Genomic DNA, 22078 nt, shown 5'->3' on the forward strand with positions numbered 1-22078 from the left:
TCCCGGGGAACGTCCTGGCGCGCGCCGTCACGCGTCGTACGCCAATGAAACGCCCTCCGAGGCGATTTCCCCGACACGACAGTCACGAATCGGTCGTAGTCGTAATTAACTTGGTATCCGCCGGACAATCGCTGTGACCAGCCTGTCAGTCCTCCACCCGGGCCACCTCGCGGGCGGCCTCCGGGCCGGAGTCCAGCAGCACGCGGAATCCGTCCTCGTCGAGGATGGGCAGTTTGAGCGTGGCGGCCTTGTCGGCCTTGGAGCCGGGATTGTCGCCGACCACCACGAAGCCCGTCTTCTTGGAGACCGAGCCGGTCACCTTGCCACCCCGGGCCTGGATCGCCTCGGCCGCCTGGTCGCGGCTGAACCCGCTGAGCGTGCCGGTGACCACCACAGTGACGCCGTCGAGCGGTCGCGGCCCCTCGTCGGCGGCCTCCTCGGCCATCCGTACGCCCGCCTCGGCCCACGTGCGCACCACGTCGCGGTGCCAGTCGACGGCGAACCACTCCTTCACGCTCGCCGCGATGGTCGGGCCGACGCCGTCCACCGAGGACAGCTCGTCCTCACCGGCGGCCTCGATCGCGGCGACCGAGCGAAAGTGCCGGGCGAGCGCCTGGGCGGCGGTCGGGCCGACGTGCCGGATGGACAGCGCCACCAGCACCCGCCACAGGTCGCGTTCCTTGGCCTCGGCGAGGTTGTCGAGCAGCTTGGTGGCGTTGCTGCCCAGGCTGCCGTCCTTGTTGACGAAGAACGGCGACCGGCTCAACTGCTCGGCGTCGAGCTGGAACAGGTCGCCCTCGTTGGTGATGATCTGGGCGTCGAGCAGCGCCGCCGCGCCCTTCTCGCCGAGCACCTCGATGTCGAGCACCTTGCGGCTGGCCAGGTAGAAGACCCGCTCGCGGATCTGACCGGGGCAGGCCCGCCCGTTGGGGCAGCGGATGTCGACGTCGCTCTCCTTGGCCGGCGCGAGCGGCGTGCCGCAGGCCGGGCAGGTGGTCGGCATGACGAACGGGCGGGCGTCGGCCGGCCGCAGTTCGACCACCGGGCCGAGCACCTCGGGAATCACGTCGCCGGCCTTGCGCAGCACCACCGTGTCGCCGATGAGCACACCCTTGCGCTCGACCTCGCGGGCGTTGTGCAGGGTCGCCAGCGCGACTGTGGAGCCCGCCACCCGGACCGGTTCGAGGACGGCGAACGGGGTGACCCGGCCGGTGCGCCCGACGTTGACGTCGATGTCGAGCAGCTTGGTGTTGACCTCCTCCGGCGGGTATTTGAAGGCGATGGCCCAGCGGGGTGCCCGGCTGGTCGAGCCGAGGCGGCCCTGGATGGAGACCGGGTCGACCTTGACCACCACACCGTCGATCTCGTGCTCGACGTCGTGCCGGTGCCTGCCGTAATAGGCGATGTAGTCAGCGACGCCGGCCAGGTCGTCCACCACCCGCCACCGGTCGCTGGTGGGCAGCCCCCATGCCTTGAGCGCGGCGTACGACTCGGACTGCGCGGCCGGCCGGAACCCGGTGCGCGCGCCGATGCCGTGCACCACCAGGCGCAGCGGGCGGGAGGCGGTCACCCGCGGGTCCTTCTGCCGCAGGCTGCCGGCAGCGGCGTTGCGCGGGTTGGCGAACGGCGCCTTGCCCTGCTCGACCAGGCTCGCGTTCAGGTCGGCGAACGCGGCCACCGGGAAGTAGATCTCGCCGCGTACCTCGATCAGATCCGGCACGTCGGGGAAGTCGCCGGCCGGGGCCAGCCGCGCCGGCACGCCCTTGATGCTCCGCACGTTCGCGGTGACGTCCTCGCCGGTGCGGCCGTCGCCCCGGGTGGCGGCGCGCACGAGCCGGCCCTTCTCGTAGGTCAGGTTGATGGCGAGCCCGTCCACCTTCAGCTCGCACAGATAGGGCACCGGGCCGCCCGCGTCGCGCTCGACCCGCTCGGACCAGGCGGCCAGCTCCTCGTCGGCGAAGGCGTTGTCGAGCGAGAGCATCCGCTCGGCGTGCGCGACCGGCGTGAAGTCGGTGGAGAAGGTGCCGCCGACCCGCTGGGTGGGCGAGTCGGGGGTGCGCAGCGCCGGGTATTCGGCCTCCAGCGCCTCCAGCTCCCGCAGCTGCCTGTCGAACTCCGCGTCGGTGACGGTCGGCGCGTCGAGCACGTAGTAGCGGTACTGGTGCTCGGTCAGCTCCTGGCTGAGCGTGGCGTGCCGCTCCCGGGCCGCCGGGGTCGGCTCGGCGCCCGCCGCCGCGTCCTGGGCCGCGTCGACCGCTGGGGGAACCGCTTCTTCGGACACACCGCCGCCTTCGGACACCGCTGTCGCCTCCCGTGCTCGTGCTACCCGGGAACCGTAGCGGTCGGCTGTGACAGTCATCCGGCCACCCACGCCGAGCAGGGCGAACGGGTACCCGTCGCGCCGTTCGGGCGGCCCGGTCCCGGCCGTGCGACGATCGCGTCGGCGGTACTGGGCGACAACGGTCGGAAGGCGGGCGACGGATGCGCGACGGGGTGATCTGGGCGCTGGTGATCGTGGCCTGCGTCGCGGCCGGCTGGCTGTGGGACGAGTGGCGGCGCCGGGCGGCCGGACGCGCCGCCGGGACGCGCGACCGGGTCGACGGACGGCGGCCGCGCTCCGGCCGTGGCAGCCGGACCGGCGGGCCGGGCACCGACCGGCCCGGTCGCGGGCGTGGCGACGGGCGGACCGGCGGTGACCGGGCCGGCACCGGGCCCCGGGGTGACCGCACCGCGACGCCGCCGAGGCCGCGCGGCGCCGGGCGGACCGGCCGGGACGAGCCCCGGCCCGGGGAGATCTGGTGGGCCGACGTGCCCTACGCCGACGGCACCGGCTCCAAGGTGCGTCCCTGTCTGGTGCTGCGGGTCGACGGCCGGGACGCCGAGGTACTGAAGATCACCAGCCAGGACAAGTCGGACCGGGACGACCACCTGCCGATCCCGACCCGGGACTGGGATCCGGACGCCGACCACGACAGCTACCTCGACGTGAGCGAGCCGATCCCGGTGGCGCTGGACGCGTTCGCCGACCGGGCCGGCACCTGCGACCCGGACCTGTGGCGGGGTGTCCGGCGGCTGACTCACCTCACCGGCTGACGCCGCCTCGGCCCGGCCTCACCCGGGCGGCGGGTCACGCCGCCGGTCCCCGGCCGTCACCGGTTGAGCCGGCGCCGGACGCCTCCCCGTCGAACGCGGCGGCGAGCGCGGTGAGCTGGCCGGCGTACTCGATCCGGCCGGCCCACCCGGCGGGCCAGGCGGCCATGCCGTGCGCGGCCCCGACGAACGCGCCGGCCAGCGCGGCGATGGAGTCCGAGTCACCGGCCGTGGTGGCGCCCCGGGCCAGCGCGCCGACCGGGTCGTCGGGGTGGCGCAGTGCGCAGAGCAGCGCGGTGGCGAGCGCCTCCTCGGCGATCCACCCCTCGCCGGTGAGCCGGCACGGGTCGCCGCCGTCGTCCGGGCGGTCCAGCGCCGCCTCCAACCGGCCCAGCACGCGCAGGCAGTCGGCCCAGCCCCGGGCGACGAACTCGGCCGCGCTGGTCTCGCCGGGCCGCTGCCACAGGTCACCGAGCCAGTCCTCCCGGTAGACGGTGCGCTGCTCCCGGGCCCGGTCGGTGAGCAGACCGGGCAGCTCCGGCAGTGCCGCGCCGTCGCGCAGCAGCCGGACCGCGTACGCGGTCAGCTCGCTGGCCGCCAGCCCGGTCGGGTGGCCGTGGGTGAGTCCGGCCTGGAGCTGGGCCAGCCCGGCCATCGTGTCCAGGTCGACGTCGAGCAGCCCGACCGGCGTGACGCGCATGTTCGCGCCGCAGCCCTTCGAACCGGCGACCGTGGCCTCCTGCCAGCGGGCACCCCGGGCCAGCTCGGCGCAGGCCCGCAGGCAGGTCATGCCCGGGGCACGGTTGTTCTCCGGGCTGACCGACCAGTCGACGAAGCGCTGCCGCAGCAGCGGCTCCACCGCCCCGGCCGTGTACGCGGGCGCGTCGTGCAGCGCCCACGCCACCGCGAGCGCCATCTGCGTGTCGTCGGTGACCAGAGCCGGGTCGCCGGTCAGCTCACGCGGACCGGACGGGCCGTAGCGCCGGATGATCTCGGTGACGGTGAGGAACTCGGTCGGCTTGCCCAGGGCGTCGCCGTAGGCCAGGCCGAACAGCGAACCGGCGGCGCGGCCGGTGGCGGTGGAGGGGGTCACGGTGGCGATCATGCCCCCGCCGCGCAAGTGGCGGAAGATCAACCCCAGCAGAGGCAGAACGGATGGCCGGCCGGGGCGGCGTAGACCCGGAAGCCCTCCCCCTCACCGGGGAGCCGCCGCGCGCCGAGCGCCAGCGCCGCCGGTCATCGTGCCCGGCGGGTACGACGGAGACGTCAGTCCTCGGCGAGCCGCCGGCCCGCGTCGCGGCAGGCGGTGAGCACCGCGCGGGCGTACCCCGGGGTGGCCCCGGCCAGGCCGCACGCGGGAGTGACCACCACCTGCTCGGCCAGCCGACGGCGGGGGAAGCCGAGCTGGCCCCAGACCCGCCGGACCCGGTCGGCGACCTCGGCCGACGTCGGCGCCCGGCCGGACGGCGGCGGCAGCGTCGGCGCGGCCCCGGCCAGCAGCCCGAGCCCGGCGTCGATCGCCTCGCCGAGCGGGTCGAGGTCGGCGACCAGCGACAGGTCGAGCGCGACACCTGCCGCCCCGGCGGTCCGGATCAGCTCCAGCGGCACGTCGGGCGCGCAGCAGTGCACGAGCGCCGGGACGCCGGCCGCCCCGATCACGTCGCGCAGCAGCCCCCGCGCCGTCTCGGTCTCGACCGGACGGTGGGTGCCGAAGCCGCTCTCGGTGGGCACCCGGCCGGCCAGCACCGCCGGCAGCGACGGCTCGTCGAGCTGGAGCAGCACCGAGGCGCGGGGCAGCCGCCGGGTCACCGCCTCGACGTGCCCGCGCAGTCCTTCGCCGAGCGAACCGGCGAGGTCGCGTACCGCACCCGGGTCGCGCAGCATCCGGCCGCCGATCGGCAGCTCCAGCACGGCGGCGAGGGTGAACGGGCCGGCGGTCTGGACCTTGACCGGCCCGGCGTACTCCTCGGCCTGCTCGGCGAGCTGGTCGAGGTCGCGTTCCATCAGGTCCCGGGCGCGGCGCAGATCCCGGCCGGGGCGCGGGGCGATCCGCCAGCGGGCCGCGTACAGCTCGACCGGGAGTTCGACGAGCAGACCGGCGGTGCGGCCGATGATGTCCGCGCCCGGCCCACGGGCGGGCAGCTCGGGCAGGTGCGGCAGGGCGGGCAGCTCACCGAGCACGATCCGCTGCGCCTCGGCGATGTCGGTGCCGGGCAGCGACCCGATCCCCGTCGCCGCACCGGTGGGCCAGGGCCACGCCTGCTCAGTCACCGCAGCAGCCTATCCGCTGCCCGCCGGAGGGCGGACGGGGACGCGGCCCGGTGGTGCCGCACGCCGCCGGGCCGCTGTCAGCCGGTGATGGTGGCGGAGCCGAGGACCACGTCGCCGGCCGGGTCCGGCCGGTAGGCCACGATCGCCTGGCCGGCGGCCACCCCCCGGACCGGGCGGCGCAGCGACGCGCGCAGGCCGTCGGCGTCCACCTCGACGGCGGCCGGCACCACGTCGCCGTGCGCCCGCAGCTGCACCCCGCACTCGACCGGCCCGGCCGGGCGCGGCCCGCCGGTCCACACCGGGCGGGTGGCGCGCACGTCGGAGACCTCCAGCGCCTCGGCCGGCCCGACCGTCACCGTGTTCGTGATCGGGGTGATGGACAGCACGTAGCGGGGGCGGCCGTCCGGTGCCGGGCGGTCCAGGTGCAGGCCGCGCCGCTGCCCGACGGTGTACTGGTAGGCGCCGCTGTGGCTGCCCACCACCGCGCCGGTGAGCGCGTCCACCACCTGGCCCGGCGCCTCGCCGAGCCGCTCGGCGAGGAAGCCGCGGGTGTCGCCGTCGGCGATGAAGCAGATGTCGTGCGAGTCCGGCTTGTCGGCCACGGCGAGGCCACGCCGGGCGGCCTCCGCGCGCACCTCGGCCTTCGTCGAGTCGCCGAGCGGGAAGATCGACCGGTCGAGCTGCGCGCGGGTCAGCACCGCCAGCACGTACGACTGGTCCTTGGCCGCGTCGACGCTGCGCCGCAGCAGGCCGTCGGCGCCGAGCCGGGCGTGGTGGCCGGTCACCACCGCGTCGAAGCCCAGGGCCACGGCCCGGTCCAGCACCGCCGCGAACTTGATCTTCTCGTTGCAGCGCAGGCAGGGATTCGGCGTACGCCCGGCCGCGTACTCGGCCACGAAGTCGTCCACCACGTCGTCGTGGAACCGGTCGGCCATGTCCCACACGTAGAAGGGGATGCCGAGCACGTCGGCGGCCCGCCGGGCGTCCCGGGAGTCCTCCAGGGTGCAGCAGCCCCGGGCGCCGGTGCGGTAGGTCTGCGGGTTGCGGGCCAGGGCCAGGTGCACGCCCGTCACGTCGTGCCCGGCCTCCACCGCCCGTGCCGCCGCGACGGCGGAGTCCACCCCGCCCGACATCGCCGCCAGAACCCTCACCGGCCCACTCCCCTCGTCCTCACCGAGGGTATCCGGGTCAGCGGGGCGTGCGGAGGGCGGCCGCTCGGCGGGCCCGCTCCACCGCGGCCGGCAGCGCCGCGATCAGCGCGTCCACGTCCGCGCCGGTGCTCGTGTGCCCGAGGGTGAAGCGCAGCGAGGACCGGGCCCGGTCGTCGTCGGCGCCCATGGCCAGCAGCACGTGCGAGGGCTGGGCCACGCCGGCCGAGCAGGCCGACCCGGTCGAGCAGGCGATGCCCTGGGCGTCCAGGAGCAGCAGCAGTGCGTCCCCCTCGCAGCCCGGGAAGGAGAAGTGCGCGTTGCCGGGGAGCCGGTCGGCCGGGTCACCGTTGAAGATCACCTCGGGGACGGCCTGCCGGACCCGCTCGACCAGTTCGTCGCGGAGCGCGGCGATCCGGGCGGCGTACTCCTGCTGACCTTTGACCGCGCTCTCGACGGCGACCGCGAACGCCACGATGCCCGCGGTGTCCAGCGTCCCGGAGCGGACGTCGCGCTCCTGGCCGCCGCCGTGCAGCAGCGGGGTGGCCGCCACGTCGCGGCCCAGCAGCAGCGCGCCCACGCCGGCCGGGCCGCCGAGCTTGTGGCCGGTCACGGTGAGCGCCGACACGCCGCTGGCGGCGAAGTCGACAGGCACCTGCCCGACCGCCTGGATGGCGTCGGTGTGGAACGGCACCCCGTGCTCGGCGGCGACGGTGGCCAGCTCGGTCACCGGCTGCACGGTGCCCACCTCGTTGTTCGCCCACATGGCGGTGACCACCGCGACGTGCGCGCCGTGCTCGGTCAGCTCGGCGCGCAGGCGTTCCGGGTCGAGCCGCCCGGTCGCGTCGACCGGCAGCCAGCCGGCCTGCGCGCCCTCGTGCTCGACCAGCCAGTCCACCGCGTCGAGGACGGCGTGGTGCTCGACCGCGCTGGAGACCACCCGGACCCGGTCGGCGCGGGCGGCGCGGCGAGCCCAGAAGACGCCCTTCACGGCGAGGTTGTCGCTCTCGGTACCGCCGCCGGTGAAGATCACCTCGGAGGGGCGGGCGCCGAGCGCGGCGGCCACCCGCTCGCGGGACTCCTCCACCCGCCGCCGGGCCCGGCGACCAGCCGCGTGCAACGACGAGGCGTTGCCGACCTCGCGGGCGACAGCGACGTACGCCTCGAGTGCCTCGTCCAGCATCGGGGTCGTCGCCGCGTGATCAAGGTATGCCATCACGGTTCAGCCTAACGGCCTGCGTACCCGGCACCGGGGGCCGGACCGCCCCGTCCCACCCGGGGCGGTCCGGCCCGCTCACGCGGAACGGCAGTGATCACGCGGGCACGGCGGTGACCACGATGTTGTCCCGGTAGCTGCGGGTGTTCGCGTCGAACGGCCCGCCGCAGGTGATCAACGTGAGGCGGGGCTTGCCGTCGCGCGCGAAGTACCGCTCCAGCGGGATCTTCGACTTCCGGTACTCCTCCCGGGCCACCACCCGGTAGGAGCGCTCGCGGCCGTCCGAGCCGGTGGCGGTGAGCCTGTCCCCCCGGCCCAGCTCACGCAGCCGGAAGAACGCGCCCTTGCCCTGCTCGGCGCTGTCGACGTGCCCGGCGATCACCACCGAGCCGGCGTCGGTCTCCAGCCCCGGGCCGTAGCGGTACCAGCCGACCTGGTCCACGCTGGGCGGCACCTCGAACTCGTCGGTGCGCTCGTTGACGCCCACCGGGTTGACGGTGGCGGTCACCCGGATCGGCGGGATGCTCAGCTTCACCGGCGGCACGGTCTCGCTGCCGGCGGGCAGGGTGCCCGGGTTCACCGGGACCGCGCCGCCGCCGGCCGACGCCGACGCCGGCGGCGTAAGCGTGGCACCGGCCAGGGCGGCCACCTCGTCGCCGCCGACGTCCTCGGCGGGCTCGGATCCGCACGCCACCACTGTCGCCAGGGTGAGCGCGGCGGCGCCGGCGGCCATCGCCGCCAGCGCCCCGCGGTTGCGCACCGTCACCGGCGACCGGCCCGGGCGGTTGCCGCCACCCGCGCCCCGCCGCCGACCAGGAGCAGCACGCCGGCCCCGGCCAGCACGTACCACCAGGTGTCCACGCCGGTGCCGGCCTGGCCGCCGGTGCCGCTGGGCACGCCGCCCGGCGCCGAGTGCAGACCGCTGATGGTCTGGGCGACCACGCTCAGGTTCTTCGCCTCGGCCGAGCCGATCGCGTAGACGATGGTGGCGGTGCCCTCCTTGAGGTTCAGGTCGGCCGGGCCGATCGCGACGGTGTCGGTGCCGGCGAGCACCACGTCCGCCTCGACCGAGCCGGCGTCCACGTCCGCCTTGGCCTCCTTCGGGTTGGTCAGGTCCTCGAAGACCGGCGTGCCGCCGGCCCGCACGTCGACGGCCGGGGCGGCGGCGGTGTGCCGGACGATCAGCCGGGCCTTGCCGGCGCCCACCTTGGACACGTCGTTGACGAACGGGGTGATCTGCGGGTTGCCGTCGGCGCTCAGGTGGGCGGCGAGGCTGATGTTCGCCCCGCCGGGCACCGCGGCGTCGTCCACCTTCAGGATCGCCTTGTCGATCGCCTCGCCCGGCTTGGTCAGGGCGATGTCGTAGTCGCCCTCGGGCAGGGTGAGCGGGCCGGCGACGTCGCCGGGCTTGAAGTTGTTGAGCGTCTTCTCGCCGTTGACGTACACGTCGACCGGGGTGTCCGGGATGCCGTGGACCACGGAGACCTTCGACGAGGCGGCGTAGGCCGGGCTCATGGTGGCGGCGCCGACACCGGCGAAGGTGAGGGCGGCCACCGCGCCGCCCGCGGCGACCCGACGGAACATCGCGTACTGCATTGTCTGCCTCCTGGTGGTTGATGCTGATTCGTCAGGCCTGGCTTGCAGAACGGGTTACGCCGGCCCCGTCGCCCCCGGATGCGCCCGGATCGGATTTCTTTTTCCCGTCTCCGGGCGCATCCGCCGGAGGCTCCGGCGACGAAGGAGAGGTGACGAGGGTCGTGACCGACACACCGGGAGAGTGGGGCGAGGGCTGTGGGAGTTACAGTCGGGCATGCCCCACGGAAGGCGAGCCGCCCGGTGACGGCGGCGAGGCAGGGCCCCGAACCGCCGCCGGGTGAGGACGACCTCGCCACCCGGTTCCGCGACGGCGACGAGGCGGCCCTGCGACAGGCGTACGACAGGTACGGCCGAGCGGTGCTGCACCTGGCCACCACGACGCTTGTGAACCGCAGCGACGCCGAGGACGTGACCCAGGCGACGTTCGTCGCCGCCTGGCTCGGCCGGGAGACGTTCGACCCGGCGAAAGGCTCACTGGTCGGCTGGCTGCTCGGGATCGGGCGGCGCAAGGTGGTCGACCGGATCCGGGCCACGGCCCGGGAGACCCGGGTGGTCGAGACGGTGAAGCAACTGCCGGAACCGGCCTCCACCGGCCCCGACCCGGACACCGTGGTCGACCGGCTGGTGGTCGCCGACGAGCTGGCGCGGCTCCCCGACGAACAGCGCCGGATGCTCGAGCTGGCGTTCTACGACGACCTGACACACCAGCAGATCGCGGCGGTGACCGGAGTGCCGCTCGGCACGGTCAAGAGTCACATCAGACGCGGCATGCAGAGCCTGAAACGCAGATGGGAGGTGGACGGTGCAGCACCTGGACCACGACCGGCTGGTCTTTCTGGCGCTCGGTGAGAGCGAGGCGGCTGACGGCGAGGCCACCCATCTGGACACCTGCGACCACTGCCGGAGCGAGATGGAGACGCTCCAGCACGTCGCCGGGCTCGGCGCGGGCACCCAGGGCCTGGCCGAGCTGCCCGACCCGCCGGAGCACATCTGGCAGGGCATCGTGGCCGAGATCCGGGCCGCCGAGGAACTGCCGGCGCTGAGGGAGCGGCGCCTGCCGCGCCCGGCCGACCCGGTGGAGCCGGCCGCCGTACCCGTCGTGGCACGTCGTCCGCGGCGGAGCCGGCGCTGGCCTGGGTGGGCGACCACGGTGGTCACCGCCACCGCCGCCGCGGTGATCGGTGTGGCCGGCACCGCCGCGGTGCTCGGCGGCGGCGAGCCGGCCGATCCGCAGCCGCCGGTGCTGGCCAGCGCCCCGCTCGCCGCGTTCGGTACGACGCCGAAGGACGCCTCCGGCGACGCCCGGGTGCTCGGCGACCACCGATTGCATCTGCACGTGACGAATCTCCCGACCGTTCCGGGGTACTACGAGGTCTGGCTGATCGATCCGAGCACGATGAAGATGTTCTCCGTGGGTACGCTGAGCGACGGATCAGGGGACGCGCTCCTGCCGATCCCCCCGAACGTGGACCTGCGTACCTACACCGTGGTCGACGTCAGCGCGGAACAGTACGACAACAAGCCCGCCCACTCCGGCGACAGCCTGCTGAGGGGCACCCTGACGGGCTGATCGGCGGGCCGGCTCAGCTCCCCGGCCCGCCGATCAGCTCCCTACGAAGAAAGGCCGCCGCCCGGTGCACCGGGCGGCGGCCCTTCTTCACGCGGCGCTCACTTGCGCTTGCGGATCTCCTCGGCGGCCTGCGGGACGATCTTGAACAGGTCGCCGACCACGCCGTAGTCGGCCAGCTCGAAGATCGGCGCCTCGCCGTCCTTGTTCACCGCGACGATGGTCTTCGAGGTCTGCATGCCGGCCCGGTGCTGGATCGCACCGGAGATACCCAGCGCGACGTAGAGCTGCGGGGAGACGGTCTTGCCGGTCTGGCCCACCTGGAACTGGTGCGGGTAGAAGCCGGAGTCGACCGCCGCGCGGGACGCGCCGACCGCGCCGCCGAGCAGGTCGGCCAGCTCCTCGACCAGCTTGAAGTTGTCGGCGTTGCCGACACCGCGACCGCCGGAGACGACCACCGAAGCCTCGGTCAGCTCGGGGCGGGAGCCCTTCTGCTCGGCGACCCGGTCGACGACCTTCGCGAGCTTGTCCGCGTCGGTGACCGACACGGTGAGCTGCTCGACCGCCGGGGTGGCCGCGGCCGGGGCCGGGTTGAGCGAGTTCGGCCGGACGGTGACCAGCGGCAGGCCCTTGGTGACCTTGGACTTGACGATGGTGGAGCCGGCGAACGCGACCTGGGTGGCGGTGCCGTCGGCGGCCAGGCCGACCACGTCGGTCAGGATGCCGTTGTCCAGCTTGACCGCCAGGCGGGCGGCGATCTCCTTGCCCTCCTGCGAGGAGGCGAGCAGCACGGCGGCCGGCTGGACGCGCTTGACCAGCTCGGCGACCACGGTCGCCTTGGGGGCCACCAGGTAGCCGTCGATCTCCTCGCCCTCGGCGGCGTAGATCTTCTCCGCGCCGTACTCGCCGAGCTTGGCGCTGAGCGCCTCGGCGGCACCGGCGCCGCCGAGGACGACAGCACTCGGGGTGCCCAGCTCGCGGGCGAGGGTGAGCATCTCGAGGGTGACCTTCTTGACGCCGAATTCCTTGGTGGCTTCGACGACGACGAGAACCTCAGACATGTCCAGACCCCTCACACGAACTTCTCGGTGGCGAGGAACTCGACCAGCTTCACGCCGCCCTCGCCCTCGTCGGTGATCTTCTCGCCGCCGGAGCGCGGCGGGCGCTTGGAGTGCTCCACCACGGCGCTGGTGGCACCGTCGAAGCCCACCTCGGCCGGGGCCACGCCCAGGTCGCCCAGGGAGAGCGTCTGCACCGGCTTCTTCTTGGCGGCCATGATGCCCTTGAAGGACGGGTAGCGCGGCTCGTTGATGGTGTCCCAGACGGAGACCACGGCCGGGGTCGAGGCGGTGACCACCTCGTAGCCCTCCTCGGTCTGCCGCTCGACGGTCAGGGCGGACCCGTCGACGGTGAGCTTGCGCGCGCCGGTCAGGGCGGCCACGCCCAGCCGCTCGGCGATCATGTGCGGCATGACCTGGACCCGGCCGTCGGTCGACTCCGCGCCGCAGATGACCAGGTCGGCGCCCAACTGCCCGAGGGCGGCGGCGAGCACCTTCGAGGTGGCCACCGCGCAGGAGCCGTGCAGGGCGTCGTCCACCACGTGGACGGCCTTGTCCGGGCCCATGGAGAGCGCCTTGCGGATCGACTCGGTCGCCCGGTCCGGACCCATGGTCAGGATGGTGACCTCGCCGCCGTGCGCCTCCTTGATCTTCAACGCCTCTTCGATGGCGTACTCGTCCATCTCGTTGATGACGTTGTTCGCCGAACCGCGGTCGACGGTGTTGTCGTCAGAACGCAGGTTGCGGTCCGCGCCCGAATCGGGCACCTGCTTGACGAGTACGACGATGTTCATCGCGCTTCGACGACCCTCCTGTTTGGTGTAGCGATCACTCGCCCGGTCACGGGCGCAGCCTCCCGCGTGACGCAACGTGGGTCAACCGCGGGCTGCTGTGCACTTCCCCACGAGGCAATGTTACCCGCAAGTAGCATGGTCGCCCCGGCGGCCCGGAGTGACCCAACTCACCACCGTCACGCCGGCTCGGCAAGCGCACGCCGGATCTTCTCGATGGCCGCCGCCTCGGCCGGCTCGATCCCCCGGTGCGCCTGCGCCACCCGCTCCGCCGCGGCCAGCACCACCGACCGGTACGTCTCGACGTCGCCCGACGACTTCGCGGACAGGATCGCCACCGAGCGGCCCAGCGCGGGCAGCACCACCGACTCGACCTCCAGGGCCGAGTCCCGGGGGAGCTGCGGCAGCGGCCCGGTGGTCAGCGCCTCCTTCACCACGCCCCCCACCTCGGCGAGCGCGCCGGAGGCGGCGAAGCTCTCCCGCACCATGGCCAGCACCCCGGGCACGGCGTTGGAGACCAGGAACACGGCACCGAACGCGCCGGTCTTCAGGGTGAGCCGTTCGTCAGCCGTCAACCGTTCCATGATCACGGAGTGTAGACGTAGGCCGTGGCGGTGGTGACCGCAACGAGCCCGAGCCGCTCCAGGATGGGGCGGCTGTCCGGCGAGCAGTCCACCTGCAGCAACGCCTTGCCGCGCTGCTGGGCCAGCCGCGCCCGGTGGGCCACGAGCGCCCGGTAGACGCCCTTCCTGCGCCACTGCGGCAGCGTCGAGCCGCCCCAGAGGCTGGCGAAGCCGGTCCCGCGCTGGTAGCGGATCCAACCGGCGCTGATCACCATCTCGCCCGCCTCCGCCACCACGATCGTGATCGACTGCGGATCCGCCTCGATCTCCCGGAGCAGGCCGATCACCAGGTGGCTGCGGTCTTCGTGCCAGACCTCCTCCTCCATCGCCGCGATTCGTTCCAGGTCGGCCCGGCTGGTGACCTCACGCAGGCGTACCCCCTCGGGGAGCACCGGGACGGCGGCGGCGAGCGGAGCGACCGGGCCGACCACTACGGTCTCCTGGTCCTCCGGCACGAACCCGGCGGCGCGCAGCCGTTCACCCAGGTCGGCCGGCTCGTCGTGACCGGCCGCCTTCCACTCGACCGACTCGCCCCGGTCCCGGAAGACCTCGACCTGCCGGGCGATCAGCGCGTCCAGCTCGGCACCGGCCAGACCGTCGAGCGTCCGATACGTCAGGAAACCGCGGTGGTCGAGCCCGAGCACCCGGAACAACGGACCGTCGCGCTCGACGGTCACCCCGTCCGGCAGCGGGTCCGGCAGCTCCGGTCGGATCTGGCTGTCGTAGGCGTCGCGCAGCCCGCGCGCGTCAAGATCGGTCATCCCCCCAGGCTAGGCGCGGGGCAAAGCGGATAATCGGCAGCGTGTGGGAGTCGATCAAGAACTGGTTCGACCCGCGTGAGCTGCGTTCGGTCGGCACCCCGCCGGACTACCGCTTCTCACTGGCGAACGAACGGACGTTCCTGGCCTGGCTGCGAACAGGTCTCGCGCTGGTGGCGGGCGGGCTGGCCGCGGCGCAGTTCCTCCCGCCGCTGCGCCTGGCCCACCTGCGTGAGGGCCTCGCGGTCGGGCTGCTGCTGCTCGGCGCCGCCGTCGCGATCCGGGCGGTCGACCACTGGGCGCGCACCGAACGCGCCATGCGGCTGAACGAGGAGTTGCCCGCGTCCCGATTCCCGGCCGTCCTCGCGCTCGTCGTCGCGGTCGGCGCGCTGCTGCTGGTGGCCGCCGTGCTGCTGGGCGGCGCGCGGTGACCCGTGACCCCGGCCTGCAACCCGAGCGCACCCGGCTGGCCTGGCGGCGGACGCTGCTCACGTTCACCGCGGTGCTGCTGCTCCAGCTCCGGCCGGCGTTCGGCGGCCGGGCCGCGGACGCGGCGACGGCCGGGCTCGCGGTGGTGGTCTGGCTCGCCGTGCTGGTGGTGACGTGGCACCGGGCCACCGGCACCGGGCCGCGCCGGTTCGACCGCTGGTCGGTGCCGCTGACCGCGCTCGGCGCGGCCGGACTGGCGGTACTCGGCGTGGCGCACGTGCTCGGCGGGGTGCGCTGACGAGCGCGCGTGCGCCATCATGAGGCATGGCCCGCCTCTACGTGCTGCTCTTCCTGGTCCAGATCGTCCTCGCCGTGTGCGCGCTGATCAGCTGCCTCTCCGCCGACGAGGAGAAGGTCAGGGCGCTGCCCCGGATGATCTGGGTGCTGATCATTCTCTTCTTCCCGCTGGTCGGCTCGATCGCCTGGTTCCTCGTGGGCCGCGAGCGCCCGGCCGGGACCGCCGGTGTCACCGGCACGGCACGTCCCGCCGCTCCGGCCCGCCGCCCGCTCGCACCGGACGACGACCCGGAGTTCCTCGCCTCGCTCGACGAACGCTCCCACCGCGAGGACCAGGAACGCCTGCGTCTGTGGGAGGAAGACCTGCGCCGCCGCGAAGGGGAGCTGCGCGACCGCCCCGAAGACCGGGACCGCCCGGAGGTCTGAGACGCGCCGCGGGCCGCCCGCCGGTCACCCGGCGGACGGCCCGCACGCGCCGTGCTCAGGCCAGGTTCGACGAACGGGGGTACGCGTCCGCGGGGTCGGTCAACACGTTCACCAGGTACGGCACGCCCGAGTCGAACGCGCGCCCCAGCGCGGGCCCGAGGTCGGTGGCCTTCTCCACCGTCTCGCCCGCGCCGCCGAGCGCCTCGACCACCTTGTCGTAGCGCAGGCCGGGCTGGAGGTCGGCGGCCACGTCGTAGCCGTACATCGCCCGCATCGGGTGCTTCTCCAGCCCCCAGATCCCGTTGTTGCCGACCACGATCACCACCGGCAGCTTCTGCCGGACCAGTGACTCCACATCCATCAGCGAGAAGCCGGCCGCGCCGTCGCCCATCAGCACGCAGATCTGCCGGTCCGGGTGGCTGACCCGGGCGCCCATCGCATAGCCCATGCCGGTGCCGAGGCACCCGTACGGGCCGGGGTCGAGCCACGTGCCGGGCTGGGCCGGCTCCAGGTACCTCCCGGCGTACGACACGAAGTCACCGCCGTCGCCGATGGTGACGGCGTCCGGGGCGAGCACCTTGCGCAGCTCGCCGTAGATCCGGGCGGGCCGGATCGGGTCGCTCTCGGCCGCCATCTCCTCCGCGTCGCGGGCCTTCGCCGCGTCCTCGGCGGTCCGCAGCTCGGCGATCCAGTCGGCGTGGTCGGCCCGGCCACCGGCGTGGTCGGCGAACGCGCCGAGGATCAGCCGCAGGTCACCGGCCGGCGCGGCGGCCGGCTGCACGTGCCCGGCACGCTGGCTGGGCGCGTCCACGACGTGCACCACCTGCGCGTCGCCGAAGTCGCCGAAGGAGAGCCGGAAGTCCAGCGGGGTGCCGATCACCACGACCACGTCGGCGCCCTTGAGCGCGACCCGGCGGGCCTTGGCGAAGGCGAGCGGATGCTCCGGCGGCAGCGCGCCCCGGCCCATGCCGTTTGTGAACACCGGCACCCGCAACGACTCGGCGGCGGCGCGCAGCGCCTCGACGGCGTCGCCCGCGTACACGTCGGAGCCGGCGATGATCACCGGCCGGGACGCGCCCGCGATCAGCCCGGCCGCCTTCGCCACCTCGTCCGGATCCGGCTCGATCGGCGCCGGCGGCGTGACCGCCGGCAGGCCGGCGTCACCGACGGAGAAGACCGCCTCCAGCGGGAAGTCCAGGAAGACCGGGCCGCGGTGCGGGGTGAGCGCGGTGGTCAGCGCCGCCGACACCGCGCGCGGGATGTCGTCGGCGCTGAACACCGTCTCGGCGTGCTTGGTCACCGGCGCGACGAGCGGCAGGTGGTCCATCTCCTGGAGGCTGCCCGAGCCCCAGCGGAACTGCGGCGCCCGCCCACCGAGCACCAGCACCGGCGAGGCGTTGAAGAACGCGCTGGTCAGGCCGGAGATCCCGTTGGTGACGCCGGGGCCGGCGGTGAGCACGGCCAGGCCCGGGCGGCGCTGGAGCTTGGCCACCGCCTCGGCGGCGAACACGGCGGACTGCTCGTGCCGCACGTCGTAGAGGGGGAAGCCCTCCTTGTGCGCGGCGTCGTAGAGCGGGAAGACGTGCCCGCCGGAGAGCGTGAACATCTCCTGTACGCCGTGCGCGCGTAGTGCCGCGAGTGCCAGATCGCCCCCGTGGCCCTCGATCCGCTCCGTCATGCCATTCCCCTTCGTCGACCGACCGGGGTCACGCTACTGGCCGGTACAGCGGATGTGAACAGCCCTCGCGTCAGCGGCCGGTGAAGCCCGGCTTGCGCTTCTCCACGAACGCGGCCATGCCCTCGCGCCGGTCGTCGGTGGCGAACAGCGCCGCGAAGAGCTGGCTCTCCCAGGCCAGGCCGGAGGTGAGGTCCATGTCCAGACCGCCGTCGACAGCCACCTTCGCCGCGCGCAGCGCCTGCACCGGCCCGGTCAGGAACGGCTTCACGTACGCCACCGCGGCGTCGTAGACCTCGCCGGCCGGGACCACCCGGTCGGCCAGACCGATCCGCAGCGCCTCGGCGGCGTCCACCATCCGCCCGGTCATGATCAGATCCTTGGCGCGGGCCGGGCCGACCAGACGGGCCAGCCGCTGGGTGCCACCGGCACCCGGAATGATGCCGAGCTTGATCTCCGGCTGGCCGAGCTTGGCGTCCTCGGCGACGATCCGCCAGTCGCACGCCAGCGCCAGCTCGCAGCCGCCGCCGAGCGCGTACCCGGTGATCGCGGCGACGACCGGCTTGGGGATGCGGGCGATCGCGCCGAGCGCGCTGGACAGGTCGGCCGCGCGCTCCGCCATGTCCACGTAGGACATGTCGGCCATCTCCTTGATGTCCGCACCGGCCGCGAAGACCTTCTCGCCGCCGTACACGATCACGGCGCGGACCTCGGCATCGGCGGTGGCCGCCGACGCGGCGGCGCGCAACTCCTCCTGCACCTGGGTGTTGAGCGCGTTCATCGGCGGCCGCTCCAGCCGGATGGTGCCGACGCCGTCCTTCACTTCCAGCCTGACGAACTCGCCCACGCTGCCCTCACTTCCTCGTCGAAGTCGCGTGCCAACCTTACGACTCGCCTCGTTGGGGTAGACAGTGTGGTGTCGGCGACTCCCCAGGTCGCCGCCGGAGTCGCCGCCGCCCCGACCACCGGGAGTAAGGCCATGATCACTTACTACGACGACCACTCCGTCCAGGTCACCTCCACCGCGGTACGGGTGGACGGGCACAGCTACCCGCTGACCGAACTGACCAGCGTGTGGCACCGGCGGGGCGACCGCTCCTGGCGGGTGCTCGCCGGACGCGGCGCGATCGGGGCCGCGCTCGCCGGGCCGCTGGTGACCGCCGTGCTGGGCATCGCGCTGGCCGTCTGGCTCCAGCGCTCGGCGGTGGTCACCATCGCCATCGTCGGGGCCTCGGTGCTGGCCGGCCTCGCGGTCGGGCCGCTCGCGGACTTCCTCTTCGAACACCTGGACCGCTCCTACGCCCGGGGCAGCCGGGAGATGGAGATGTGGGCGCAATGGCGGGGCCGGCCGGTGCGGCTGCTGCACACCCGCGACGCGATGCGTTTCGGCCAGGTCTACCGGGCGGTGCAGCGGGCCATGGAGGCCCTGTCGTCCGCGCCGGCCCGTCCGGCACCCCGGCCGGGTCGCCCCGCGACCGGTCAGAACGTGATCGGCTCGTCCGGCAGCAGGCCGAGCCCGCGCAACAGGCCGTAGGTGTCCTGCTCGCCCCAGAACTGCACGATCCGGCCGCCGGCCAGGCGGTACATCTTGCAGGCGCCCTGCACCGCCGTCGCCCCGGTCGCGTCCCGCCGGTACGTCTGCGCCAGCGACACCACCACCCGGTCCCCGGCCGCGAAGATCTCCCGGATCTCCTGGTCGAGCACTGTGAGGCCGGGTGAGGAGACGGCGGCCTCGGGGTAGCGCCGGCCGCGTACCGCGCTGCCGGAGCCGTAGATCTCCACGTCCTCGTCGACCACGTCGGCCAGTTCGGTCAGGTCCTTCGTGACGAAGGTGCGCAGGTAGCGCCGGACCACCTCGACGTTGCGCGCCTGCTCGTCACCGCCGGTTCCGGCCCCGCTCCGGTCCGTCATGCCGGCCACCCTACCGGCGCACGATCGCCGACGCCGCCCCGCGCGGTTAGGCTGATTCATGGTCCTCTATTACCGGGACGACGCCGTGCAGGTCACCTCGGAGGCGATCCACGCGGGCGGCCAGGTCGTCGCGCTCGCCGACGTCACGTACGTCTGGCACGCGCGCGGCACCACCACACTCGCCGTCCGGGGGCGGGTGCTGGGCCGCGGCATGCTGGTCCTGCTGCTGTCGCTGCCGCCACTGGTCGCGGTGGTCTGCGTGCTCTCGCTGGCCTGGTCCGCGCAGGACCGCGGCGAGTGGAAGCTCGCCCTGATCATCCTGGCCGCGTTCGTGGTGGCCGGGCTGGCGCTCACCCCGTTCCTGGAGGTGCCGCTCGGCTGGCTGGACCGCTCCTACGAGCGCGGCAACCGGGTGCACGAGCTGTGGGTGCAGCACCACGGCCGGGAGACGATGCTGGTCCGCACACCGGACGCGCTGCGGTTCGGGCAGATCTACCGGGCCGTGCAGCGGGCCGTCGAGCAGGGCGACCTGCGGTGAGCCGGCCCGGCGCGCGGCGGCCACCTCATCCGGCGGCACTGGCCGCGACGCCGCACACTGGATGCCATGGCGATCCCTCTTCCCCGGCCCGGCGCCCTGCTCGGCCTCACCCGTACCGCAGTGGACCAGGCGCTCGGCTCGGCCGCCACGGTGGCCTCGGTACCCGCTCGCGCCTTCGCCGTCCTCGACCAGGTGGAGGCGCTGGTCCGGCGGATCGACGGGGTGGTGGACCGGATCGAGGGCACGCTCGACCGCACCGACCGGGTGCTCACCGACGCGGAGACGGCGGTCCGCGAGGTGGCGGTGATCAGCGCCGCCGCCACTGCGGCGATCGACACGGCGACCGAGGTGGCCGCCGCGGCGACTGTGGTGGTCGGCGAGGCGCAGCGGGTCTCCGAGGCGGCGGCCACTGTGGTCGGCGAGGCCGACCGGGTGGCCCGGGCGGCGGCCGGTGTGGTGACCGAGGCGGAGACGGTGACCACGCGGGCGGCGGGCACGCTGGCGACCGCCGAGAAGGCGACGGGCGTCGCGACCGAGCTGCTCGGGGCGTACGAGGCGACGCTGCGCCGGGCCGCGCCGATGGCGGCCCGTTTCGTGGAGCAGCTCAGCCCGGAGGAGGTGACCGCCGCGATCCGGCTCGTGGACGAGTTGCCGAAGCTCAAGGACCACCTCACCTCGGACGTGCTGCCGATCCTGGCCACGCTGGACCGGGTCGGCCCGGACCTGCACGACCTGCTGGACGTCACACGCGACCTCAAGCTCGCGGTCGCCGGCATCCCCGGGCTCGGCATGCTGCGCCGACGCGGCGAGCGCCTCACCGACGAGGTGTAAGGAAGGGCCCCCTCTTAACGCCTCCGGTAGGGAAAGGGACCCTTCTTAACCGCCGGGGAACAGCTCGTCGATCTCCGCGCGGTGCGGCAGCGCCACCGACGCGCCGAGCTTGCGCACGCACGCCGCACCGGCGGCCGCCGCCCAGCGCACCGCGTCGGCCAGATCCCGCCCCTCGCCCCAGGCCACGGCGAGCGCCGCGGTGAACGCGTCCCCGGCGGCGGTCGAGTCGACCACGTCCACCGGCACCGCGGGCACGTGCGTCGGCGGCCGCTCCCGGTCGACGTACCAGGCGCCGTCGCCGCCGAGCGTGAGCACCGCCCGGGGCACCAGGTCGAGCAGCGCCGCCGGTTCGTCCCGGCCGCGGCCGGTCAGCGCCTGCGCCTCCGGTTCGTTCACCACGAGCAGGTCGGTGGCCGCCAGCAGCTCGGCCGGCACCGACCGGGCCGGCGCGGCGTTGAGCACCACCCGGGTGCCCGCGGACCGGGCCGCCAGCGCCGCCTCGGTCACCGTCTCGACCGGCACCTCCAGCTGCGCGACCAACACATCCGCATCGCGTACGGCGGAAAGCTCGTCCGCGGTCGGCGACGTGAACGCGGCGTTCGCCCCGGGGGTGACCAGGATGGCGTTCTCCCCCGCGCCGCCCACCATCACCAGCGCTACGCCGGACGGGCCGTAGACCACCCGCAGGTGGCCGGTGTCCACGCCGGCCGCCGTCATCCGGGCCCGCAGCGTGACGCCGAACGAGTCCGAGCCGATCGCGCCGAGGAAGACGCAGGACGCGCCGGCGCGTACGGCGGCGACCGCCTGGTTGGCGCCCTTGCCGCCGGGCAGCATGACGAAGTCGTCGCCCAGCACCGTCTCACCGGGCCGGGGCAGCGCGGCGCCGATGCCGACCAGGTCCATGTTGGCGCTGCCGACGACGGCGATCCGGGTCTGCCGCACGGTGTCGTCCCGTCGCTCAGGCGGCGCGGGCGGCCCAGCGGTCACCGGACCGCGTCACCACCAGCGGCAGGCCGAACGCCTTCGACAGGTTGTCGGCGGTGAGCACGTCGGCGAGCAGGCCCTGCGCCACCACGCCGCCCTCGCGCAGCAGCAGCGCGTGGGTGAAGCCCGGCGGGATCTCCTCGACGTGGTGGGTGACGAGCACCATGGCCGGCGCGTCCGGGTCGTACGCCAGCTCGGCCAGCCGGGCCACCAGGTCCTCACGCCCGCCCAGGTCGAGACCGGCGGCGGGCTCGTCGAGCAGCAGCAGCTCCGGGTCGGTCATCAGGGCGCGGGCGATCTGGACGCGCTTGCGCTCCCCCTCGGACAGCGTGCCGTACGTGCGGTCGCTGAGGTGGCCTACGCCGAGCTGCCGCAGCAGCGCGGCGGCGCGCGCCTCGTCGGTGCGGTCGTAACTCTCCCGCCAGCGGCCGACCACCGACCAGGCGGCGGTCACCACCACGTCGACGACCCGCTCGTCGGCGGGGATCCGCTCGGCGAGCGTCGCGGTGGACAGGCCGATGCGGGTGCGCAGCTCGTTGACGTCGGTGCGGCCGATGCGCTCGCCGAGCACGTGCGCGACGCCGCTTGTCGGGTGCAGCCGGCCGGCGGCCAGGTTGAGCAGCGTGGTCTTGCCCGCGCCGTTCGGCCCGAGCACCACCCACCGTTCGTCCAGCTCGACCCGCCAGTCGACGTCGTGCACCAGCGCCGTGCCGGAGCGTTTGACGCCGACCCCGTCGAGGCTGACCACCAGATCCGCGTCCACGGTCGAGGGGGCGGGGGCGCCCGGGGCGCCGGGGATCAGGTCACCAGTCACCGCCCCATCCAATCACGCACCCGGCCCGGCGCCCCCCACGGGCGGCGCCGCCGCC

The 22078-nt window shown here is 74.1% G+C and carries 26 protein-coding genes; 9 read left to right on the top strand and 17 right to left on the bottom strand.

Translation table 11 applies throughout. The features are described 5' to 3' along the window. Positions 1-145: 145 nt before the first annotated feature. Complete coding sequence (ligA, locus tag GA0070215_RS16160; protein ID WP_018786235.1) at positions 146-2299, bottom strand: NAD-dependent DNA ligase LigA; 2154 nt, start codon at positions 2297-2299, stop codon at positions 146-148. A 182-nt stretch (positions 2300-2481) separates the two neighbouring features. Here ligA and GA0070215_RS16165 point away from each other — a divergent pair, with 182 nt between their 5' ends. After that, complete coding sequence (locus GA0070215_RS16165; RefSeq protein ID WP_091046916.1) at positions 2482-3093, top strand: type II toxin-antitoxin system PemK/MazF family toxin; 612 nt, start codon at positions 2482-2484, stop codon at positions 3091-3093. 34 nt (positions 3094-3127) lie between these two features. Here the strand turns inward: GA0070215_RS16165 and GA0070215_RS16170 are convergent, their stop codons facing one another. From GA0070215_RS16170 to GA0070215_RS16200, 7 genes are all read right to left on the bottom strand, one after another. Continuing rightward, positions 3128-4195 carry an ADP-ribosylglycohydrolase family protein gene (locus tag GA0070215_RS16170; protein WP_091046919.1) on the bottom strand — a complete coding sequence of 356 codons (1068 nt, stop codon included), beginning with the start codon at positions 4193-4195 and terminating at the stop codon, positions 3128-3130. 26 nt (positions 4196-4221) lie between these two features. After that, positions 4222-4317 (bottom strand): VOC family protein, encoded by a 96-nt coding sequence (locus tag GA0070215_RS29710; RefSeq protein WP_341844992.1) that lies wholly within the window; start codon positions 4315-4317, stop codon positions 4222-4224. 39 nt (positions 4318-4356) lie between these two features. After that, on the bottom strand, positions 4357-5361 hold the full coding sequence (locus GA0070215_RS16180; protein WP_091046923.1) for a methionine synthase: 1005 nt from the start codon (positions 5359-5361) through the stop codon (positions 4357-4359). 77 nt (positions 5362-5438) lie between these two features. Next, positions 5439-6512, bottom strand: coding sequence for a tRNA 2-thiouridine(34) synthase MnmA (mnmA, locus tag GA0070215_RS16185; protein WP_091046926.1), 1074 nt, complete (start codon positions 6510-6512; stop codon positions 5439-5441). Between the two features lie 37 nt (positions 6513-6549). Then, positions 6550-7725: a cysteine desulfurase family protein gene (locus tag GA0070215_RS16190; protein ID WP_091046928.1), complete on the bottom strand. Its 1176-nt coding sequence runs from the start codon at positions 7723-7725 to the stop codon at positions 6550-6552. Positions 7726-7822: 97 nt separating this feature from the next. Continuing rightward, positions 7823-8491 (bottom strand): class F sortase, encoded by a 669-nt coding sequence (locus GA0070215_RS16195; protein ID WP_091046931.1) that lies wholly within the window; start codon positions 8489-8491, stop codon positions 7823-7825. After that, positions 8488-9321: a DUF4397 domain-containing protein gene (locus tag GA0070215_RS16200; RefSeq protein ID WP_018786228.1), complete on the bottom strand. Its 834-nt coding sequence runs from the start codon at positions 9319-9321 to the stop codon at positions 8488-8490. The genes GA0070215_RS16195 and GA0070215_RS16200 overlap by 4 nt, the downstream gene beginning before the upstream one ends. 240 nt (positions 9322-9561) lie before the next feature. Between GA0070215_RS16200 and GA0070215_RS16205 the strand changes: the two genes are divergently transcribed. Next, entirely contained in the window at positions 9562-10170 is a 609-nt protein-coding gene (locus GA0070215_RS16205; RefSeq protein WP_091046934.1) for an RNA polymerase sigma factor, read from the top strand. Further along, complete coding sequence (locus GA0070215_RS16210) at positions 10124-10891, top strand: anti-sigma factor (RefSeq protein WP_018786226.1); 768 nt, start codon at positions 10124-10126, stop codon at positions 10889-10891. Before GA0070215_RS16205 ends, GA0070215_RS16210 begins: the two co-directional genes overlap by 47 nt. A gap of 98 nt (positions 10892-10989) precedes the next feature. Here GA0070215_RS16210 and GA0070215_RS16215 read toward each other — a convergent pair whose 3' ends face one another. From GA0070215_RS16215 to GA0070215_RS16230, 4 genes are all read right to left on the bottom strand, one after another. Further along, positions 10990-11949, bottom strand: coding sequence for an electron transfer flavoprotein subunit alpha/FixB family protein (locus GA0070215_RS16215; RefSeq protein WP_018786225.1), 960 nt, complete (start codon positions 11947-11949; stop codon positions 10990-10992). Positions 11950-11960: 11 nt separating this feature from the next. Further along, positions 11961-12740: an electron transfer flavoprotein subunit beta/FixA family protein gene (locus tag GA0070215_RS16220; RefSeq protein ID WP_018786224.1), complete on the bottom strand. Its 780-nt coding sequence runs from the start codon at positions 12738-12740 to the stop codon at positions 11961-11963. A 176-nt stretch (positions 12741-12916) separates the two neighbouring features. Next, entirely contained in the window at positions 12917-13321 is a 405-nt protein-coding gene (locus GA0070215_RS16225) for a hypothetical protein (protein WP_036345746.1), read from the bottom strand. A 2-nt stretch (positions 13322-13323) separates the two neighbouring features. Beyond that, complete coding sequence (locus GA0070215_RS16230; protein WP_091046938.1) at positions 13324-14121, bottom strand: GNAT family N-acetyltransferase; 798 nt, start codon at positions 14119-14121, stop codon at positions 13324-13326. Between the two features lie 41 nt (positions 14122-14162). Here GA0070215_RS16230 and GA0070215_RS16235 point away from each other — a divergent pair, with 41 nt between their 5' ends. Genes GA0070215_RS16235 through GA0070215_RS16245 form a run of 3 tightly spaced genes read left to right on the top strand, consistent with a single transcriptional unit; the run spans position 14163 to position 15270 of the window. Continuing rightward, positions 14163-14549, top strand: a complete 387-nt coding sequence (locus GA0070215_RS16235; protein WP_018786221.1) for a DUF202 domain-containing protein — start codon at positions 14163-14165, stop codon at positions 14547-14549. Further along, a complete protein-coding gene (locus tag GA0070215_RS16240) occupies positions 14546-14845 on the top strand; it encodes a DUF202 domain-containing protein (protein ID WP_091046942.1) in 300 nt (99 codons plus the stop codon). The genes GA0070215_RS16235 and GA0070215_RS16240 overlap by 4 nt, the downstream gene beginning before the upstream one ends. Before the next feature lie 26 nt (positions 14846-14871). Next, positions 14872-15270, top strand: coding sequence for a PLD nuclease N-terminal domain-containing protein (locus GA0070215_RS16245; RefSeq protein ID WP_018786219.1), 399 nt, complete (start codon positions 14872-14874; stop codon positions 15268-15270). A gap of 55 nt (positions 15271-15325) precedes the next feature. Here the strand turns inward: GA0070215_RS16245 and GA0070215_RS16250 are convergent, their stop codons facing one another. Together GA0070215_RS16250 and GA0070215_RS16255 are read right to left on the bottom strand one after the other, a co-directional pair. Then, entirely contained in the window at positions 15326-16948 is a 1623-nt protein-coding gene (locus GA0070215_RS16250; protein ID WP_091046945.1) for an acetolactate synthase, read from the bottom strand. A gap of 70 nt (positions 16949-17018) precedes the next feature. After that, complete coding sequence (locus tag GA0070215_RS16255) at positions 17019-17792, bottom strand: enoyl-CoA hydratase-related protein (protein ID WP_018786217.1); 774 nt, start codon at positions 17790-17792, stop codon at positions 17019-17021. A gap of 132 nt (positions 17793-17924) precedes the next feature. Between GA0070215_RS16255 and GA0070215_RS16260 the strand changes: the two genes are divergently transcribed. Further along, entirely contained in the window at positions 17925-18479 is a 555-nt protein-coding gene (locus GA0070215_RS16260; RefSeq protein WP_036345773.1) for a DUF6232 family protein, read from the top strand. On the opposite strand, the gene GA0070215_RS16265 is transcribed toward GA0070215_RS16260, so the two are convergent. Then, complete coding sequence (locus GA0070215_RS16265) at positions 18425-18856, bottom strand: nuclear transport factor 2 family protein (protein WP_091047006.1); 432 nt, start codon at positions 18854-18856, stop codon at positions 18425-18427. The genes GA0070215_RS16260 and GA0070215_RS16265 overlap by 55 nt on opposite strands. Positions 18857-18914: 58 nt before the next feature. On the opposite strand from GA0070215_RS16265, the gene GA0070215_RS16270 reads away from it, so the two are divergent. Next, a complete protein-coding gene (locus GA0070215_RS16270) occupies positions 18915-19394 on the top strand; it encodes a DUF6232 family protein (RefSeq protein ID WP_091046949.1) in 480 nt (159 codons plus the stop codon). 66 nt (positions 19395-19460) lie between these two features. After that, positions 19461-20225, top strand: coding sequence for a hypothetical protein (locus GA0070215_RS16275; protein ID WP_091046953.1), 765 nt, complete (start codon positions 19461-19463; stop codon positions 20223-20225). A 45-nt stretch (positions 20226-20270) separates the two neighbouring features. Here GA0070215_RS16275 and GA0070215_RS16280 read toward each other — a convergent pair whose 3' ends face one another. Both GA0070215_RS16280 and GA0070215_RS16285 read right to left on the bottom strand, forming a co-directional pair. Beyond that, a complete protein-coding gene (locus GA0070215_RS16280; RefSeq protein WP_026268085.1) occupies positions 20271-21167 on the bottom strand; it encodes a ribokinase in 897 nt (298 codons plus the stop codon). 16 nt (positions 21168-21183) lie between these two features. After that, positions 21184-22023, bottom strand: coding sequence for an ABC transporter ATP-binding protein (locus tag GA0070215_RS16285; RefSeq protein WP_091046956.1), 840 nt, complete (start codon positions 22021-22023; stop codon positions 21184-21186). Between the last annotated feature and the right edge of the window lie 55 nt (positions 22024-22078).

The sequence above is a fragment of the Micromonospora marina genome, from assembly GCF_900091565.1.
GTDB lineage: Bacteria > Actinomycetota > Actinomycetes > Mycobacteriales > Micromonosporaceae > Micromonospora > Micromonospora marina.